The 16,431-nt window shown below is 57.7% G+C and carries 15 protein-coding genes and 2 pseudogenes; 9 read left to right on the forward strand and 8 right to left on the reverse strand.

Translation table 11 applies throughout. The features are described from left to right. Positions 1-810: a putrescine export ABC transporter ATP-binding protein SapF gene (gene sapF, locus LPQ25_RS14955; RefSeq protein ID WP_004140269.1), complete on the forward strand. Its 810-nt coding sequence runs from the start codon at positions 1-3 to the stop codon at positions 808-810. 44 nt (positions 811-854) lie between these two features. Here sapF and LPQ25_RS14960 read toward each other — a convergent pair whose 3' ends face one another. After that, positions 855-2,234 carry a purine-cytosine permease family protein gene (locus LPQ25_RS14960; RefSeq protein ID WP_014907759.1) on the reverse strand — a complete coding sequence of 460 codons (1,380 nt, stop codon included), beginning with the start codon at positions 2,232-2,234 and terminating at the stop codon, positions 855-857. Between the two features lie 247 nt (positions 2,235-2,481). Here LPQ25_RS14960 and LPQ25_RS14965 point away from each other — a divergent pair. From LPQ25_RS14965 to osmB, 7 genes and pseudogenes are all read left to right on the forward strand, one after another. Further along, positions 2,482-3,023 (forward strand): annotated as a pseudogene (locus LPQ25_RS14965) (HutD/Ves family protein). Positions 3,024-3,221: 198 nt separating this feature from the next. Further along, complete coding sequence (gene fabI, locus LPQ25_RS14970; RefSeq protein ID WP_004140277.1) at positions 3,222-4,010, forward strand: enoyl-ACP reductase FabI; 789 nt, start codon at positions 3,222-3,224, stop codon at positions 4,008-4,010. 190 nt (positions 4,011-4,200) lie between these two features. After that, positions 4,201-5,358: a carboxymuconolactone decarboxylase family protein gene (locus LPQ25_RS14975; protein ID WP_014907761.1), complete on the forward strand. Its 1,158-nt coding sequence runs from the start codon at positions 4,201-4,203 to the stop codon at positions 5,356-5,358. A gap of 81 nt (positions 5,359-5,439) precedes the next feature. Further along, positions 5,440-7,374: an exoribonuclease II gene (locus tag LPQ25_RS14980; protein ID WP_002901787.1), complete on the forward strand. Its 1,935-nt coding sequence runs from the start codon at positions 5,440-5,442 to the stop codon at positions 7,372-7,374. 158 nt (positions 7,375-7,532) lie between these two features. Further along, positions 7,533-7,712, forward strand: a complete 180-nt coding sequence (locus tag LPQ25_RS14985) for a YciZ family protein (protein ID WP_002901786.1) — start codon at positions 7,533-7,535, stop codon at positions 7,710-7,712. A gap of 71 nt (positions 7,713-7,783) precedes the next feature. After that, positions 7,784-8,533, forward strand: a complete 750-nt coding sequence (yciT, locus tag LPQ25_RS14990; RefSeq protein ID WP_002901785.1) for a DNA-binding transcriptional regulator YciT — start codon at positions 7,784-7,786, stop codon at positions 8,531-8,533. Positions 8,534-8,808: 275 nt separating this feature from the next. Next, complete coding sequence (gene osmB, locus LPQ25_RS14995) at positions 8,809-9,027, forward strand: osmotically-inducible lipoprotein OsmB (RefSeq protein ID WP_002901783.1); 219 nt, start codon at positions 8,809-8,811, stop codon at positions 9,025-9,027. Between the two features lie 131 nt (positions 9,028-9,158). On the opposite strand, the gene yciH is transcribed toward osmB, so the two are convergent. The 5 genes from yciH to pgpB all read right to left on the reverse strand — a co-directional run bounded on the left by yciH (position 9,159) and on the right by pgpB (position 12,801). Continuing rightward, positions 9,159-9,485: a stress response translation initiation inhibitor YciH gene (gene yciH, locus LPQ25_RS15000; protein ID WP_002901782.1), complete on the reverse strand. Its 327-nt coding sequence runs from the start codon at positions 9,483-9,485 to the stop codon at positions 9,159-9,161. Then, a complete protein-coding gene (pyrF, locus tag LPQ25_RS15005; RefSeq protein ID WP_014907762.1) occupies positions 9,485-10,222 on the reverse strand; it encodes an orotidine-5'-phosphate decarboxylase in 738 nt (245 codons plus the stop codon). The genes yciH and pyrF overlap by 1 nt, the downstream gene beginning before the upstream one ends. 191 nt (positions 10,223-10,413) lie before the next feature. Next, positions 10,414-11,583 (reverse strand): lipopolysaccharide assembly protein LapB, encoded by a 1,170-nt coding sequence (gene lapB / locus LPQ25_RS15010; RefSeq protein WP_004140292.1) that lies wholly within the window; start codon positions 11,581-11,583, stop codon positions 10,414-10,416. 6 nt (positions 11,584-11,589) lie between these two features. After that, positions 11,590-11,898, reverse strand: coding sequence for a LapA family protein (locus LPQ25_RS15015; protein WP_002901780.1), 309 nt, complete (start codon positions 11,896-11,898; stop codon positions 11,590-11,592). Positions 11,899-12,033: 135 nt separating this feature from the next. Then, complete coding sequence (gene pgpB, locus LPQ25_RS15020) at positions 12,034-12,801, reverse strand: phosphatidylglycerophosphatase B (RefSeq protein WP_002901779.1); 768 nt, start codon at positions 12,799-12,801, stop codon at positions 12,034-12,036. Between the two features lie 163 nt (positions 12,802-12,964). Here pgpB and ribA point away from each other — a divergent pair, with 163 nt between their 5' ends. After that, positions 12,965-13,567 (forward strand): GTP cyclohydrolase II, encoded by a 603-nt coding sequence (gene ribA, locus LPQ25_RS15025; RefSeq protein ID WP_002901778.1) that lies wholly within the window; start codon positions 12,965-12,967, stop codon positions 13,565-13,567. A gap of 46 nt (positions 13,568-13,613) precedes the next feature. Here the strand turns inward: ribA and LPQ25_RS27425 are convergent, their stop codons facing one another. Together LPQ25_RS27425 and acnA are read right to left on the reverse strand one after the other, a co-directional pair. Then, a complete protein-coding gene (locus LPQ25_RS27425; protein WP_442788040.1) occupies positions 13,614-13,748 on the reverse strand; it encodes a hypothetical protein in 135 nt (44 codons plus the stop codon). Next, positions 13,739-16,284 (reverse strand): annotated as a pseudogene (gene acnA, locus LPQ25_RS15030) (aconitate hydratase AcnA). Before acnA ends, LPQ25_RS27425 begins: the two are co-directional and overlap by 10 nt. Positions 16,285-16,431 lie beyond the last annotated feature (147 nt).

Consider the following 16,431-nt stretch of genomic DNA (forward strand, 5'->3'; position numbering starts at 1 on the left):
ATGGTCGAAACATTGCTGGAAGTTCGCCAACTCAGTAAGACCTTTCGCTACCGCACCGGCTGGTTTCACCGTCAGACGGTTGAGGCGGTTAAGCCGCTGAGTTTTACCCTGCGTGAACGGCAGACGCTGGCGATTATCGGCGAGAACGGCTCCGGGAAATCGACCCTCGCGAAGATGCTGGCGGGCATGGTGGAACCCACCAGCGGCGAACTGCTGATTGACGATCATCCGCTGACTTTTGGGGATTACTCCTACCGCAGCCAGAAGATTCGCATGATCTTTCAGGATCCGTCGACCTCGCTAAACCCGCGCCAGCGCATCTCGCAGATCCTCGATTTTCCGCTGCGACTGAATACCGATCTCGACGCCGAGGCGCGGCAGAAGCAGATAATCGACACCCTGCGCATGGTCGGTCTGCTGCCGGACCACGTCAGCTACTACCCCCATATGCTGGCGCCCGGTCAGAAGCAGCGTCTCGGCCTCGCCAGGGCGCTGATCCTGCGCCCGAAGGTTATCGTCTGCGATGAGGCGCTGGCCTCGCTGGATATGTCGATGCGCTCCCAGCTTATCAACCTGATGCTGGAGCTGCAGGAGAAACAGGGCATCTCCTATATCTATGTCACCCAGCACCTGGGAATGATGAAACACATCAGCGATCAGGTGCTGGTGATGCATAACGGCGAAGTGGTCGAGCGCGGCAGCACTGCCGATGTGCTGGCCTCGCCGCTGCACGACCTGACCCGGCGCCTGATCGCCGGCCACTTCGGGGAAGCCCTCACCGCCGACGCCTGGCGCAAAGACGGGAAATAGCTGGCAGGCAACGGCAGGGGCGGCCCTCACGCCGCCCTTGTCATTCAGGTGGAAGGGAAAAGACTCTGCGCCGGCAGCGACCGGCGGTCAAAGCGGCGCAGCGCGTAGTAAAGAACCCCGGTGCCAAACCAGCCTATTATCCATGAGACATCGTTACCGGCGAAGATCCACGTGAGCGAACCATGGAACAACGGGTTCTCAATGAACGGCAACTGGATAAGCACACCGACGATAAACAGGGTGATCGCGTACAGGTTCCAGAACCCGTAGCGTTGCTGCGGGTCGCTTAGCGCCGGAATATCGATGGCGCCCTTCGAGATAAGATAATAATCCGTCAGACAGATGGCGCTCCACGGCACGAAGAACGCCAGCAGAAACAGAAGAAAATGCGTGAAATGCTTTAAGAAAGCGGGTTCGCTAAGCAACGCGATAATGCAGGAAGCCGTCACCATCAGCACCACGAATGCAATGCGACACTTTTGCGACAGCACGGTTTGCCGGCGGAAGGCGGAAACAATGGTGGTCAGCGACATAAAGCTGCCGTACGCATTGAGGGTAGTGAAGGTAATTTTACCAAAACAGATGGCGAAATAGATAACCATGGCCATCGCCTGACTCTTACCTAATCCCACCAGATAGCTCACCTCATGACCAGGGAACGCGCTGCCGGCAATGGCCGCTGTCAGAACCCCGAGCGTCATCGACGTTTGGGTACCAAATACGGTGCCGAAAAACACTGAGCACCACGTTTTCGTGGCGGAAACATCGCGTGGCAGGTAGCGCGAATAGTCGGATACATAGGGGCAAAAAGCGATCTGCCACGATGAGGAGAGCGATACGGCTAATAAAAACGTCGGCAGCGAAAAATGGTTATTGTGCGCGAGCGCACTGAGATCGGCCGAAAGTAGCAGCGTGATGAACATATAAACGAAGGCGAGAATTCCGACGATACTCGCCAGTTTGCCCAGCTTGTGGATCACCTTATAACCGAGGACGGCGATAACGATAATAATCGCACTGAATATCAGCATCCCGGCTACGTGGCTGATATTCAGTAGTTTGGCCATTGCCTGCCCGGCCAATACGGTGCCGCTGGCAGAAAAACCGATATACATGACGCAAACCAGCACCAGCGGCACCACCGCGCCAAAAACCCCAAACTGGGCGCGGCTAAGGATCATTTGCGGAAGTCCCAGTCGCGGTCCCTGCAGCGCATGCAGAGACATCACCGCCGCCCCCAGCATCTGACCGACCAGCAGCCCGACCAGAGACCACACTACATCGCCGCCCAGCACAACGGCTAAAGCGCCAGTGACAATCGCCGTAATTTGCAGATTGCCGCCAAACCAAAGGGTGAACTGGCTAAAAGGGTGTCCATGCCGTTCGCTTTCCGGGATGTAATCAATCGACCGCCTTTCACTCATTCCAGCATAATTGCTCTTTGACTGCCCGTCTGTAGACGAAAACGAAGACATAGGTTCCTCACTCAAGTTATTAATATCACCTCACTCAATCGTTCTTGTATATACAAGCATTGACAACTCAGCGCCTTGCATGCACTCTCACTTTGTGACGAATATGTAAAATATTTGTATTGCAGAAAGTTACTAAACTAGCTCAAGGCGGTGCTTATTGTTGACGCCGGAAGCGATTAACTAAGGTATGCTGCCCATGATGGTCCCTTTTCAACTTTCGACGCTCCCCGTAACGCCGTGGAAAAACGGTGGCGGAGAGACGCGCGAAATCATCTGCGTACCCGCTCCAGATGCCCCTTTTCTCTGGCGAGCGAGTATTGCCACCCTGCAGGCGGATGGCCCTTTCTCCCCCTTTCCTGGCGTCGACCGGGTCATTACTCTGCTGGCGGGGCAGCCGCTACGGCTGTGTGGCGAGAATATCGACCAACCGCTCGCGCTCTGGCAGCCGTGGGCTTTCCCCGGCGAATGGGCGCTGTCCAGCGTCGGGATCGTTGCGCCAGGGCTGGACTTCAATATCATGACTCAGCGCGGGCGCGCGTCGGCGACAGTTCAGGTCGTTAGCGACCTGCAATGCCCTGCCAGCGAGGGGTAGCTTATGTTCTACAAGGCGAGTGGGATCTGGCCGGGCGACGCTGCGCGGCCGGCAGCGGCCTCTGCTGGCGCGGTGGATCCCCGCGGAATCTGCGTCCCCTGGGCAGCAATGGACGCCTGCTGCTGGCGGAGATCGCGCTCAAATAATCGTCAGGAGAGATGATATACTGCAGCTATCGCGATGTACTTTTGCCCCGCGCGGCGCGGACCGGCTGAAAAATATCGTGACACAAGGGGTCGTCAGTGGGATATAATTCCCGGCTAAATTTGAGTTATTTTGAAATAACAATGTTAACGTTATGATTGTTAAAGTAAAAATAAGCAATAACGATAAGGATTAAAGCTATGGGTTTTCTTTCCGGTAAGCGCATTTTGATCACTGGCGTCGCCAGCAAACTGTCCATCGCCTACGGCATCGCGCAGGCAATGCACCGCGAAGGCGCGGAACTGGCATTCACCTATCAGAATGAGAAACTGAAAGGTCGCGTAGAAGAGTTTGCTGCCGCGCTGGGTTCTGACATTGTGCTGCCGTGCGACGTTGCTGAAGATGAGAGCATCACCGCGCTGTTCACCGAGCTGGAAAAAGTCTGGCCAAAATTCGATGGTTTCGTCCACTCAATCGGTTTTGCCCCGGCTGACCAGTTAGACGGCGACTACGTTGACGTTGTCACTCGCGACGGCTTTAAAATCGCGCACGACATCAGCGCTTACAGCTTCGTGGCAATGGCCAAAGCCTGCCGCGGCATGCTGAACCCGGGTTCGGCTCTGCTGACGCTCTCCTACCTGGGCGCAGAGCGCGCGATCCCGAACTATAACGTGATGGGTCTGGCCAAAGCCTCTCTGGAAGCTAACGTCCGCTATATGGCTAACGCCATGGGTCCGGAAGGCGTTCGCGTCAATGCCATCTCTGCCGGTCCTATCCGTACGCTGGCCGCGTCCGGTATTAAAGATTTCCGTAAAATGCTGGCGCACTGCGAAGCGGTCACCCCGATCCGTCGCACCGTCACCATTGAAGATGTGGGTAACAGCGCAGCCTTCCTGTGCTCCAACCTGTCTGCGGGGATCTCCGGTGAAGTCGTTCACGTTGACGGCGGGTTCAATATCGCCGCCATGAACGAGCTGGAACTGAAATAAGTTCCTTCCCCTCCTCGCCCCGGTGAGGAGGGTTCTTCCATCCCCCACGCCTTACGCCCCACCTGTTATTCCAATCGGCTATTTGTTAGCACGTATCAATATTTTCTCCTGCTTCCGGGTTACGCCAGGATAGTTCTGCATAAACGATCCGCGGAACGGCGGTTCGCCACATACCGAACAAGGAAAGCCCATGGAGCCACGCCGCGTGAATGGCAAAAATCACTGGTATCACGAAACCCAGTCAACAATCTGCCCGGTGGATGTCCTGCCGCTCGTCCCTGAAGCCGCCCATGTTGAAGACCGCTTTTTGCTGGACCTGACGCTGCCGGCCGCCTGGCTACGTGCCCACGCTGACTGGCTACACCCCGCACGCCAGCTGGCCGAACTGCTGTTTCCCGACCAGGTGGCGGTGAGTCGCCTGCAGACCTTTACCGCTTACGATCGACTCAGCACCGCGCTCACCGTCGCCCAGGTCTACGGCGTCCAGCGGCTGTGTAACCACTACGCCGCCCGCCTTGCTCCCCTGCCAGGCCCCGATTCCTCGCGCGAGAGCAACCGTCGTCTGGCGCAAATCACGCAATATGCTCGTCAGCTTGCCGGTTCGCCCTCGGTTATTAACGCTCTCTCCCGTAGCCAGCTGGACGAAGTGGGCTTAACCAGTCGGGACATTATTCTGTTCAACCAGATTATCGGATTCGTCGGCTTCCAGGCGCGGGCGATTGCCGTCCTGCAGGCGGCCCAGGGCTTTCCGGTGCGCTGGATCCCCGGTATGCCCCAGCAAGAGGAGGCACCCGCGGAACTGTTCGCCCCGCCGCCGGGAGCATGGCAGGCAGACATTGCGGATCCCGACCTGCAGTATGCCGATGATGAGCGTCAGCGGCGCATCGCCGGCTGGCAGTCGCTGCCCGGTCTGGGCGAGCTGGCGCCGCTGCTGGCCTGCGACCCACAGTTATTCGCGCCTCTGGAGATCTTGATCCGCCAGCTCAGCACGGATGATACCTTTGGCCCGCAGGTCGCCTTACTCACGGCGCGCACCAATGGCAGCCCCACCTGTTTTGACGCCTGGCTCCCCCACTGGCAGGGTGAAAAGGAGTTCGCCAGCCATCTGCGGGAGGGCGACCAGGCCCTCCATCACTGGCTCCAGCAGCATCCTCAGGCCCGGTCTCTCGTGACCGCGGTGCAGCTGTTAACCCGCTCGCCTGACCGGTTTAGCGCCGCCCAGTTAACGCCCCTCGCGGAATATCGACTCTCTGAGCAACAAGCAATCGATCTGTTGATCTGGAGCGGGCTCTGCGGATGGATGAATCGTCTGAAAATCGCCCTCGGCAACGTGCGTCAGCAGACGTAAATTGCTGAAACAGCGCTTGCTGCGGCAGGCATATTCGCGTAAAAATGTCAGCCGCTCTTTTAGCCACGAAAATACCTAATTATGTTTCAGGATAACCCGCTGCTAGCGCAGCTTAAACAGCAACTGCATTCCCAGACGCCGCGCGCGGAAGGGGTCGTTAAGGGCACGGAAAAGGGCTTTGGCTTCCTCGAAGTGGACGCTCAGAAGAGCTACTTCATTCCGCCGCCGCAGATGAAAAAAGTGATGCATGGCGACCGTATCGTCGCGGTGATCCATTCTGAAAAAGAACGCGAAAGCGCCGAGCCGGAATCGCTGGTTGAGCCCTTCCTGACTCGTTTTGTCGGTAAAGTCCAGAAGAAAGACGATCGCCTCGCTATCGTTCCTGACCATCCGCTGCTGAAAGACGCCATTCCCTGCCGCGCCGCCCGCGGCGTTGAGCACGATTTTAAACAGGGTGACTGGGCCGTCGCCGAGATGCGCCGTCATCCATTAAAAGGCGACCGCGGATTTTACGCGGAGTTGACCCAGTTCATCACTTTTAGCGACGACCACTTCGTCCCATGGTGGGTAACCCTGGCGCGCCATAATCTTGAGAAAGAGGCACCGGACGGCGTCGCCACCGAGATGCTCGACGAGGGGCTGACGCGCCGCGACCTAACCGCCCTCGACTTCGTCACCATTGACAGCGCCAGCACCGAAGATATGGACGATGCGTTGTATGCCGAGTCCACTGCTGATGGCAAACTGCTGCTGACGGTCGCCATTGCCGACCCGACCGCCTGGATTGCCGAAGGCAGCAAGCTGGATAACGCCGCAAAAGTGCGCGCCTTTACCAACTATCTGCCGGGCTTCAACATTCCAATGCTGCCGCGCGAGCTGTCGGACGACCTCTGCTCCCTGCGTGCTAACGAAGTGCGCCCGGTGCTGGCCTGCCGGATGACTCTGGCGGCCGATGGCACCATCGAAGACAATATCGAGTTCTTTGCCGCCACCATCGAATCGAAAGCCAAGCTGGCCTATGACGACGTCTCTGACTGGCTGGAAGGCCGCGGCAGCTGGCAGCCGGACAGCGAGGCGATCGCGCAGCAAATTACGCTGCTGAAGGACGTGTGCCAGCGTCGTAGCGAATGGCGTCAGACCCATGCGCTGGTGTTCAAAGACCGTCCGGACTACCGTTTCGTTCTCGGCGAAAAAGGCGAAGTGCTGGATATCGTCGCGGAACCGCGTCGCATTGCCAACCGCATTGTCGAAGAGTCGATGATCGCCGCCAACATCTGTGCCGCCCGCGTTCTGCGCGACAAGCTCGGCTTCGGCGTTTATAACGTTCATACCGGTTTCGACCCGGCGAACACCGAGCAGTTGGCCGCCCTGCTGAAAACCCATGATGTGCACGTCGACCCGACGGAAGTGCTCACCCTGGAAGGGTTCTGCAAGCTGCGCCGGGAACTGGACGCTCAGCCGACCGGTTTCCTCGACAGCCGCATTCGCCGCTTCCAGTCGTTTGCGGAAATCAGCACCGAGCCGGGCCCGCACTTTGGTCTTGGGCTTGAAGCCTATGCCACCTGGACCTCGCCGATCCGTAAGTATGGCGACATGATCAACCACCGTCTGCTGAAAGCCATCATTAAAGGCGAGACCATTGCGCGTCCCCAGGATGAAGCCACCGTGCAGATGGCGGAGCGCCGTCGTCTCAACCGGATGGCCGAGCGCGACGTCGCCGACTGGCTGTACGCCCGTTTCCTCAACGATAAAGCCGGGACCGATACCCGCTTCGCGGCGGAGATCATCGACGTCAGCCGCGGCGGGATGCGCGTGCGTCTGGTGGACAATGGCGCGGTCGCCTTTATTCCGGCCCCGTTCCTCCACGCCGTGCGCGACGAACTGGTGTGCAGTCAGGAGAACGGTACCGTGCAGATCAAAGGTGAAGTAGTCTATAAAGTGACTGACGTTATCGATGTCACTATCGCTGAAGTTCGCATGGAAACCCGCAGCATTATTGCGCGTCCGGCGGTCTGACGCCCCTTCACAGCGGTTCCTGCGGGAACCGCTGCTTCTTTCCTCTCTATCAAGCCATTTCCGTCGCACCGATTAAGGTTGTGCGTTTTTTTCGCTTCTCTTTTTCATTCATTTTTAGCATCATTGATTTCATTCGTTTTTGTTACCAGGATAATGCCATGTCAGATGTGAATGCCCACCTGCTCGCTCAACGTATCGATACCGTGCTGGATATTCTGGTTGCCGGTGATTACCATTCTGCGATCCATAATCTGGAGATCCTCAAAGCGGAGCTGCTGGCGCTGGCGGCGGACGATGCTGAACAACAAAACCAACCCAAGGCGCCCTGGGAAATCTGAATATCAGCCATGCCGCAGCCGGCCATATGGACCGGTTGCTCGCCATATAGCCCCCTAACAGTGATGTTGCTATGAACGCCCGACAACAAAGTATTTTGCAAGTGGTCATCGATAAAGGCCGCATGAGCGTCGCCGATCTGGCGAAGATGACCGGTGTCTCTGAGGTTACTATTCGTCAGGATTTGAATTTGCTGGAAAAGCAGAGCTATTTGCGCCGTACTCATGGCTATGCCGTACCGCTGGACAGCGAAGATGTCGAAACCCGCATGATGACCCATTTCGCCATTAAGCGTGAGCTGGCCAGCCGGGCTGCGGCGCTAGTGAATACCGGTGAAACGGTATTTATCGAAAACGGCAGCAGCAATGCCCTGCTGGCGCGTACGCTGGCCGAGCGCGGCGATATCACCATCATTACCGTCAGCAGCTATATCGCCCATCTGCTGAAAGAGACCCCAGGAGAGGTGATCCTGCTGGGCGGAATTTATCAGAAACGCAGTGAGAGTATGGTCGGTCCGCTAACCCGTCAGTTCATCCAGCAGGTGCATTTCAGCAAAGCCTTCATCGGGATCGACGGTTGGCAGGCGGAAACCGGCTTTACCGGCCGCGATATGATGCGTGCGGACGTGGTGAACGCCGTGCTGGAGAAGCATTGTGAGGCAATTATTCTTAGCGACAGTTCAAAATTCAGCGCGGTACATCCCTATCCGCTCGGTCCCGCCGGCCGCTTTAATCGCGTTATTACCGACGATCGCTTACCGGACGCCTGTCGCGAACAATTGCTCCGCAGCGGCCTGACCGTCGATATCGTGCCCTACATCTGATCCTCCGCCGCCCCATCTCCTGCCAAAGCGCCGGAAGGGGCGCTTTATCGCTCTGAGAGTATTCCGAGCCGCTAATTAAGACTTTTTACCTGACGATAAATTTTAAAAAAAGTAAAATTATTATTAGCGATATAACAGGAAGTGACTATCACCTGCGTGATTTTCGTGACACCTGCGCACCTTAACTTCATGGAATTGCCCTAAAGCTGCTTTATCAGGCTATGCTTAAAGGAGCGCTGTAATCCATGAATAGATTATTCAGGAGAAAAAAAATGATGACTTCAACGAGCAAAAAAATGGCTGCTGTCGTTCTGGCTGTCACTGTAGCAATGTCTCTGAGCGCTTGCTCTAACATGTCTAAACGCGATCGTAACACGGCTATCGGCGCTGGCGCCGGCGCTATCGGTGGTGCGGTGTTAACTGACGGTAGCGCGCTCGGTACCCTGGGTGGCGCAGCAGTCGGTGGTATTATTGGTCACCAGGTCGGCAAATAATTTAATTATCTGACGAAATAAAAGAATAATTCACACGAATTGACTTACGCACGTTAAATCATTCAAGGCCGCGGCATTTACCGCGGCCTTGTTATTTCAACCAGACCATTGGTGCAGAGGGAAAATAGCGATCAGCCACCGGCTAACTTGACCTTCATCCCTTTCGCCTCAAGCAGCGACTTGAGTAAATCCCGCTTATCGCCCTGGATCTCGATCACGCCATCTTTCACCGCGCCGCCGCAGCCGCACTTTTTTTTCAACTCTGCCGCCAGAGCGGTTAGCGCAGCATCATCGGCATCAATCCCGCTAATCAGACAGACGCCTTTGCCCTTGCGGCCGCTGGTCTGGCGCTGGATCCGCACAATGCCGTCGCCTTTCGGGCGCACCGGCGCCGGTTTCGCCTCGTCGATACGCCCGGTTTCGGTGGAGTAGACCAGACGGCTGTTGGAATCGCTCATTATGCCCCCTTGCGCAGAGAATCGTTGATCGCCCGCAGCGTCGCGGCTGGATCCGCCGACTGAGTAACCGGGCGACCAATCACCATATAGTCTACCCCAGCTTCCTGAGCCTGCTCAGGAGTCATAATTCGCCGCTGATCGCCAGCGTCGCTGCCCTGCGGACGAATCCCCGGGGTCACCAGCTTAAACGCCTGCCCCAGCTCATGCTTAAAGCGCACCGCCTCCTGGGCTGAACACACCACCCCTTCAAGGCCGCAGCGTTGGGTCAGCGCCGCCAGCTTCGCCGCGTAGTCAGCCGGAGATAAGGTAATGCCCAGATCCTGTAGATCGCTGGACTCCATGCTGGTGAGCACCGTGACAGCGATCAGCAACGGCGCATCTTTGCCAAACGGCAGCAGCGCTTCGCGCGCGGCGGTCATCATTCGCGCGCCGCCGGAAGCATGGACATTCACCATCCATACGCCCAGCTCAGCCGCTGCGGCCACCGCGCGGGCGGTGGTGTTGGGAATATCGTGAAACTTAAGGTCCAGGAACACCTCAAACCCACGCTGATGCAGATCGCGGACAAACTGCGGGCCCAGCAGGGTGAACATCTCTTTGCCCACCTTCAGGCGGCAGTCGCGCGGGTCGATGCGGTCGACAAATGCCAGCGCTTTATCGCGATTATCATAGTCGAGCGCAACCACAACGGGAGAGGATGTGACAGCGCGGGAAGATGGGATAGCTGTAGACGTCATGACCAGACCTTAGTGTTGATGGGCGCCGGGGTGGCGCAAAAAAGGTAAACGGGCAGCATTCTACCTGTGAAGCGAACAAAATAACAGACTGCCGTACCTGCCCTGACCGGACGATGGCGCTGCCGGGGCCGCGCCTGGAGAGGAGTGAAGCGATAAGTATGTTGTAACTAACGGAGGGCTTTTTTTTGGCTTTACTGGCCGTCGAGACCGCGAATGGGTTTAATGGTCGCCCACGAGCGGCAGGACGGACAATGCCAGTAGAGTGTATGAGCGGTAAACCCGCATTTCTGGCAGCGATAGCGTGGTTTGCTGCGCACCTGCTCACCAACCATGTTTCGCAGCACCCCAAGGCTTTCTTTCGCCCGCCCTTCTTCCGCTTCGTTGAGATGGTAGTCCATCAGCTTATGGAAGACGCGCATGGTCGGGTGGCGTTCCAGCTGCCGGGTGACGTAGTTTTGCGCCGCTTCGACGCCTTCCCGTTGCTCAAGGATCTGCGCCAGCATCAGTTCGGCGGTCGCCCCGGCGTTCTCCTCCACGCAGCGGCGCAGAAAAACTTCCCATTCATCGGTTTTGCCGAGCTGCTGGTAGCAGGTCTGCAGCATCTCCAGCGTTTCACCCACCAGCTCTTTATCCTGATCGATAACCCGCTCGAGGCTCTCCACCGCTTTGGCGTAGTCGCCCTTTTCCATCCACACCCGGCCCATCATGATCGATACCCGGGCGCTGTTGCGGTCCGCGGCGGCGCCTTTTCTCAACAACGCCATCGCTTTATCCAGATCGTTGGCTGCCATCTGCTGCAGGGCCAGTTCGCACCAGAAGTTGGCGATTTCGCCACGATGTTTCTCTTTCCCCAGTTTCACCAGCCGTTCAGCCACTTCAATAGCCGACTGCCAGTCGCTGGTCGCCTGGTAAATCTGCAGCAGTTGCTGCAGCGCGCCGAGGCGGAAATCGGTCTCATCCACCAGCTGTTTGAACATGTCTTCCGCGCGGTCATACAGTCCGGCGGCCATATAATCCCGTCCCAGCTGCTGCACCGCCAACAGGCGCTGATCGTAGGTTAACGACGCGCTTTCCATCAGGCTCTGGTGAATTCGAATCGCGCGGTCGACTTCGCCGCGCGAACGGAACAAATTACCGAGCGTCAGGTGCGCCTCAACGGTACCGGTATCCTCTTTCAGCATATCAAGGAACAGGTCGACGGCTTTATCCTGCTGGTTGCTGAGCAGGAAGTTAACCCCCGCCACGTAATCTCGCGACAGGCGGCTCGCATCGTCCTGTTTGGACTGTTGTGCACTTCTGCGCCCCATGTACCAGCCGTAAGCGGCGGCAACGGGTAAAAGCAGAAACAACAACTCCAGCATAAGAGGTTATTCCTTCACCGCAGGCACGCCTGCGTCGACAGCCGCCGGGCTGACGGGGGCAATCTGATGCTCAAGACGCTTAATTTTCCGCTCCGCGCGCGCCAGTGAGACACGCACCCGCAGCCAGAACAGGCCGCAGATCAGCCAGCCAATGGCAAAGCCCGCGGCAAACAGCACCGCCAGCAGCGTCGATATGCGGAATTCACCCTGAGCGAGTAAATAGTTGAAAGTGACCTGTTGGTCATTCTGCGCCCCCAGCGTCACTGAAATGACGAAGATTGCTAACACCAGTAAGAAAATGAGTAAATATTTCACATGACTTCCCGTTATGTGGGTTGCGCGAAAAAAGCCCGCTTTCAGCCCTATAAAGTATCATTTTCGCCGCAGCGGTGGAATGAAAAAGCATGGCAACTCTTCAGGATATGCGGTCGGATGCCGCTAAAATCAACATTATTCCGCTTCAGGCATCCGTTTTTTAATATCCTGCGCCTCTTCTCCGGGCGGCGAGAGCGGCCCGCAAAGGCGCTGCGTCAGCCAGCAGGCCACCGTGACCAGCAGCCAGGAGATCAGCGTGGCGACGATGAGATCCAGCGGCCAGTGCATGCCCAGCGCCAGGCGACTGCCCATCACCGCCGTCGCCCACACCAGCAGCACCGCGATTGTGCCCCAGCGGCGACGCGGCCACAGCAGCCCCGCAGCGAGTAACGCCCAGCTGGCGGCAAACATGGTGTGACCTGACGGGAAAGCAAACCCCGTCTCCTTCTGCCAGTGTTTGCGTAAAAATGACGGAATGTCCTGCGCCTGCGCCAGCTGTTCATGCACCAGTTTAGCGCGTTCTTTACGCTTTAACGCGTAGAATTGCGTCACCGGCACCTGCCTTGTGTTTTCCAGCCAGATGACGAACGGTCTCGGCTCCTGGACCCGCGCCTTGACCCAGGATTTCGCCCCCTGTCCCGCCAGGATAGCGGCGGCAAGGATAAGGAACAGGATCAACGCCGCGCGCAGCCGAAAGCGCAGACACCAGAGGAACCAGCCGCAAAGCACGACATGAGTGATAATTCCCCACGGCTGGGTCACCGTTTCCGTCACCCACCACAGGCTTTTCAACATGGCAACCGGCAGTCCAGGCTGCCACAGCCACCCGGAAAGCCAGACCGTGAGGGGCATAACCAGCAGCAGCGCCGCCGCGAGAGCAGTTCGTCGGGCTATCAACAGCATTTTCTCTCCTTCTCCTTGTAGATGAACATCATAGCGGAAAGTAGATCGTTTGTGCGCTTTCCACACGGCTAACCGTTCGCGATTAGGAGAACGTCCAGGCGTTGTGGCAAAATAGCGGGAAACAGAAAGCACAGTCAGGTGCTGACAGAATCTGGAGAATCACATGCAGCTTAAACGTGTGGCAGAAGCCAAACTGCCAACCCCCTGGGGCGATTTCCTGATGGTGGGTTTTGAAGAACTGGCAACCGGACAGGATCATGTCGCGCTGGTGTATGGCGATATATCAGGGCAGTCGCCGGTCCTCGCCCGCGTACATTCAGAGTGTTTGACGGGCGATGCCCTGTTTAGCCTGCGCTGTGATTGCGGCTTTCAGCTGGAAGCGGCCCTGTCGCATATCGCTGAAGAAGGTCGGGGGATCCTGCTCTATCACCGCCAGGAAGGACGCAACATTGGTTTATTGAATAAGATCCGCGCCTACGCGCTGCAGGATCAGGGCTACGACACTGTCGAAGCGAACCATCAGCTTGGCTTCGCCGCCGATGAGCGCGATTTCACCTTGTGCGCCGACATGTTCAAATTGCTCAACGTTGAGCAGGTGCGGTTATTAACCAATAACCCGAAAAAAGTGGAAATTCTTACCGAAGCCGGGATCAACATTGTGGAGCGGGTGCCGCTGATCGTCGGGCGTAACCCGAAAAACGCTCACTATCTGGACACCAAAGCCGCCAAGATGGGCCATCTGCTGAACAGCAAGCCGACGGAATAAACCGGTGGAATAACCGAAAAAGGGCCAGCGATGCTGGCCCTTTGTTTCACAGCATATTACGAATAACGTAGTGCAGGATGCCGTCGTTGCGGTAGTAGGTGAGTTCTGTCGCCGTGTCGATACGGCACCGACAAGGGATCGCTTCCTGCGAGCCGTCAGCGCGAGTCAGGGTCACCGGCACCGTAGCGCCAGGCTGAAGCGACTGCAGATTGCTGATATCAATCCGCTCTTCCCGGTCAACCGCAGCGTTTTGCGGGTGACGCCCTGCGGGAACTCCAGCGGCAAAATGCCCATTCCGATCAGGTTGGAACGATGGATACGCTCGAAGGACTCGGCGATCACTACCCGAATCCCCAGCAGGCGCGGCCCTTCGCCGCCCAGTCACGGCTGGAACCTGAGCCATACTCCTTACCGGCAATCACCGCCAGCGGTGTGCCCTCAGCCTTGTACAGCATCGCCGCATCGTAAATCGCCATCGGTTCAGGATCCGGCAGATGGCGGGTCATGCCCCCTTCCACCCCTGGGACCATTTCGTTACGGATGCGGATATTGGCGAAGGTGCCACGCATCATCACCTCATGGTTACCGCGACGGGAACCATAGGAGTTAAAGTCGCGCCGGGCAACCCCATGCTCCTGCAGATAGCGGCCTGCCGGACTATCGGCTTTAATGCTCCCCGCAGGCGAAACGTGGTCCGTGGTGACTGAGTCGCCCAGCATGGCGAGGATCCGCGCGCCGCGAATATCCTCTACCGGCAGCGGCTCGGCGCCCATCTCGTCAAAGAACGGCGACAAGCGAATATAGGTCGAGTCCTCCTGCCAGTCGTAGGTATCTGACGCCTCCACCTTGATCGCCTTCCACTCCTCAGTGCCGGAAAACACTTCTGCGTACTCTTTGCGGAACATCTCGGTGGAGACCTGTTCCACCGCGCGGGCAATCTCCTCCCCGCTCGGCCAGATATCTTTCAGATAGACCGGCTCGCCATTCTTGCCCTGTCCCAACGGCTCGCGGGTGAGGTCGATATTCATGTTCCCCGCCAGCGCATAGGCGACCACCAACGGCGGCGAGGCCAGCCAGTTGGTTTTCACCAGCGGATGAATACGCCCTTCGAAGTTACGGTTACCGGAGAGCACTGCCCCGACGGTCAGATCGCCTTTTTTGATCGCTTCTTCGATAGGTTCAGGCAATGGACCGGAGTTACCGATACAGGTGGTGCAACCATATCCCACCAGATTGAAGCCGAGCTGGTCGAGGTAAGGCGTCAGGCCGGCATGGGCCAGATAATCCGACACCACTTTCGAGCCTGGGGCCAGGGAAGCTTTCACCCACGGCTGCGGCTGCAGGCCGCGTTCGACGGCTTTTTTCGCCAGCAGACCGGCGGCCATCAACACGCTGGGGTTAGAGGTATTGGTGCAGGAGGTAATCGCTGCAATAGCCACCGCGCCATCCGGTAGCGAATAGTGATGCCCGTTCAGCGTATAGTCAACCGGCTGACGCTGACGCTGAAGGTGGTTAACCTCCAGCTCGCCGCTGGCGGCGAAGGCTTTCGGAACATCGCCCAGCGCCACGCGATCCTGCGGTCGCTTCGGCCCGGCGAGGCTCGCTTCGACGCTGCTCATATCCAGCGCCAGGGTACTGGTAAAGACCGGCTCATCGCCAGGCTGGCGCCACATGCCCTGGGCTTTAGCGTAGGCTTCCACCAGCGCGACCTGTTCTTCGCTACGGCCGCTGAGACGCATATAGCTGAGCGTTACGTCATCGATAGGGAAAAAGCCACAGGTGGCGCCATACTCCGGCGCCATATTGGCGATGGTCGCCCTGTCGGCAAGGGGTAAGGTATCCAGGCCGTCACCGTAGAATTCAACAAACTTGCCGACGACGCCATGCTGACGCAGCATTTGGGTAACCGTCAGTACCAGGTCAGTGGCGGTGATGCCTTCGCGCAGTTTGCCGCTGAGCTTAAAGCCCACAACATCGGGGATCAGCATTGACACCGGCTGGCCCAGCATAGCAGCTTCCGCTTCAATCCCGCCCACGCCCCAGCCCAGCACGCCAAGACCATTAATCATGGTGGTATGGGAGTCGGTGCCCACCAGCGTATCCGGCCACGCCATCCACTGGCCGTTCACCTCCTCGCTCCAGACCGCCCGGCCAAGGTATTCCAGGTTCACCTGGTGGCAAATACCGGTGCCCGGCGGCACCACGCTGAAGCGGCTGAAGGCCTGCTGCCCCCAGCGCAGAAAAGCGTAGCGTTCGTGGTTCCGCTCCATTTCCAGGCGGACGTTGTCTTCGAAGGCCTCGTCGTCGCCGAAGCGGTCAACGGTCACCGAGTGGTCGATCACCAGGTCAACCGGCGATAGCGGATTAACCTTCGCCGTATCGCCGCCAAGGCGTTTCACCGCCTCGCGCATGGCGGCCAGATCCACTACCGCCGGCACGCCGGTAAAGTCCTGCATCAGGACGCGTGCCGGACGGTAGGCGATTTCCCGGTCGGCATGGGCCTGTTGCAGCCAGCCGGCCAGGGCGCGAATATCTTCTTCAGTTACCGAGTCACCGTCCTGCCAGCGCAGCAGGTTCTCCATCAGCACCTTCAGCGACTTGGGCAGTCGACTGATCTCGCCCAGCTGCTTCTCCGCCAACGGCAGACTGTAGTAATGCCAGGTTTTATCGTTGACCTGCAGCGTGTCCTTACTGGCTTCTCGTAGGGTTGACGACATAGCTCCTCCTTTATCTCAGGGATGGCATACCCTGATTCTCCTCAGGGTCTCCATTAAAGATAACACATACTGAGCATAACACTTTGATAACAACCCAAATTGCTAAATACGACGAGACAGAGAGAGAGGAAACGGGAATTATCCGAG

The sequence above is a fragment of the Klebsiella sp. KPN54798 genome (assembly GCF_021184225.1).
Lineage (GTDB): Bacteria > Pseudomonadota > Gammaproteobacteria > Enterobacterales > Enterobacteriaceae > Klebsiella > Klebsiella pneumoniae.

Bases quoted from the DNA above. Each gene is read 5' to 3' on its own strand.
- sapF (WP_004140269.1), top strand. From the start codon at position 1: ATGGTCGAAACATTGCTGGAAGTTCGCCAACTCAGTAAGACCTTTCGC.
- LPQ25_RS14960 (WP_014907759.1), bottom strand. From the start codon at position 2,234: ATGAGTGAAAGGCGGTCGATTGATTACATCCCGGAAAGCGAACGGCAT.
- fabI (WP_004140277.1), top strand. From the start codon at position 3,222: ATGGGTTTTCTTTCCGGTAAGCGCATTTTGATCACTGGCGTCGCCAGC.
- LPQ25_RS14975 (WP_014907761.1), top strand. From the start codon at position 4,201: ATGGAGCCACGCCGCGTGAATGGCAAAAATCACTGGTATCACGAAACC.
- LPQ25_RS14980 (WP_002901787.1), top strand. From the start codon at position 5,440: ATGTTTCAGGATAACCCGCTGCTAGCGCAGCTTAAACAGCAACTGCAT.
- LPQ25_RS14985 (WP_002901786.1), top strand. From the start codon at position 7,533: ATGTCAGATGTGAATGCCCACCTGCTCGCTCAACGTATCGATACCGTG.
- yciT (WP_002901785.1), top strand. From the start codon at position 7,784: ATGAACGCCCGACAACAAAGTATTTTGCAAGTGGTCATCGATAAAGGC.
- osmB (WP_002901783.1), top strand. From the start codon at position 8,809: ATGACTTCAACGAGCAAAAAAATGGCTGCTGTCGTTCTGGCTGTCACT.
- yciH (WP_002901782.1), bottom strand. From the start codon at position 9,485: ATGAGCGATTCCAACAGCCGTCTGGTCTACTCCACCGAAACCGGGCGT.
- pyrF (WP_014907762.1), bottom strand. From the start codon at position 10,222: ATGACGTCTACAGCTATCCCATCTTCCCGCGCTGTCACATCCTCTCCC.
- lapB (WP_004140292.1), bottom strand. From the start codon at position 11,583: ATGCTGGAGTTGTTGTTTCTGCTTTTACCCGTTGCCGCCGCTTACGGC.
- pgpB (WP_002901779.1), bottom strand. From the start codon at position 12,801: ATGCTGTTGATAGCCCGACGAACTGCTCTCGCGGCGGCGCTGCTGCTG.
- ribA (WP_002901778.1), top strand. From the start codon at position 12,965: ATGCAGCTTAAACGTGTGGCAGAAGCCAAACTGCCAACCCCCTGGGGC.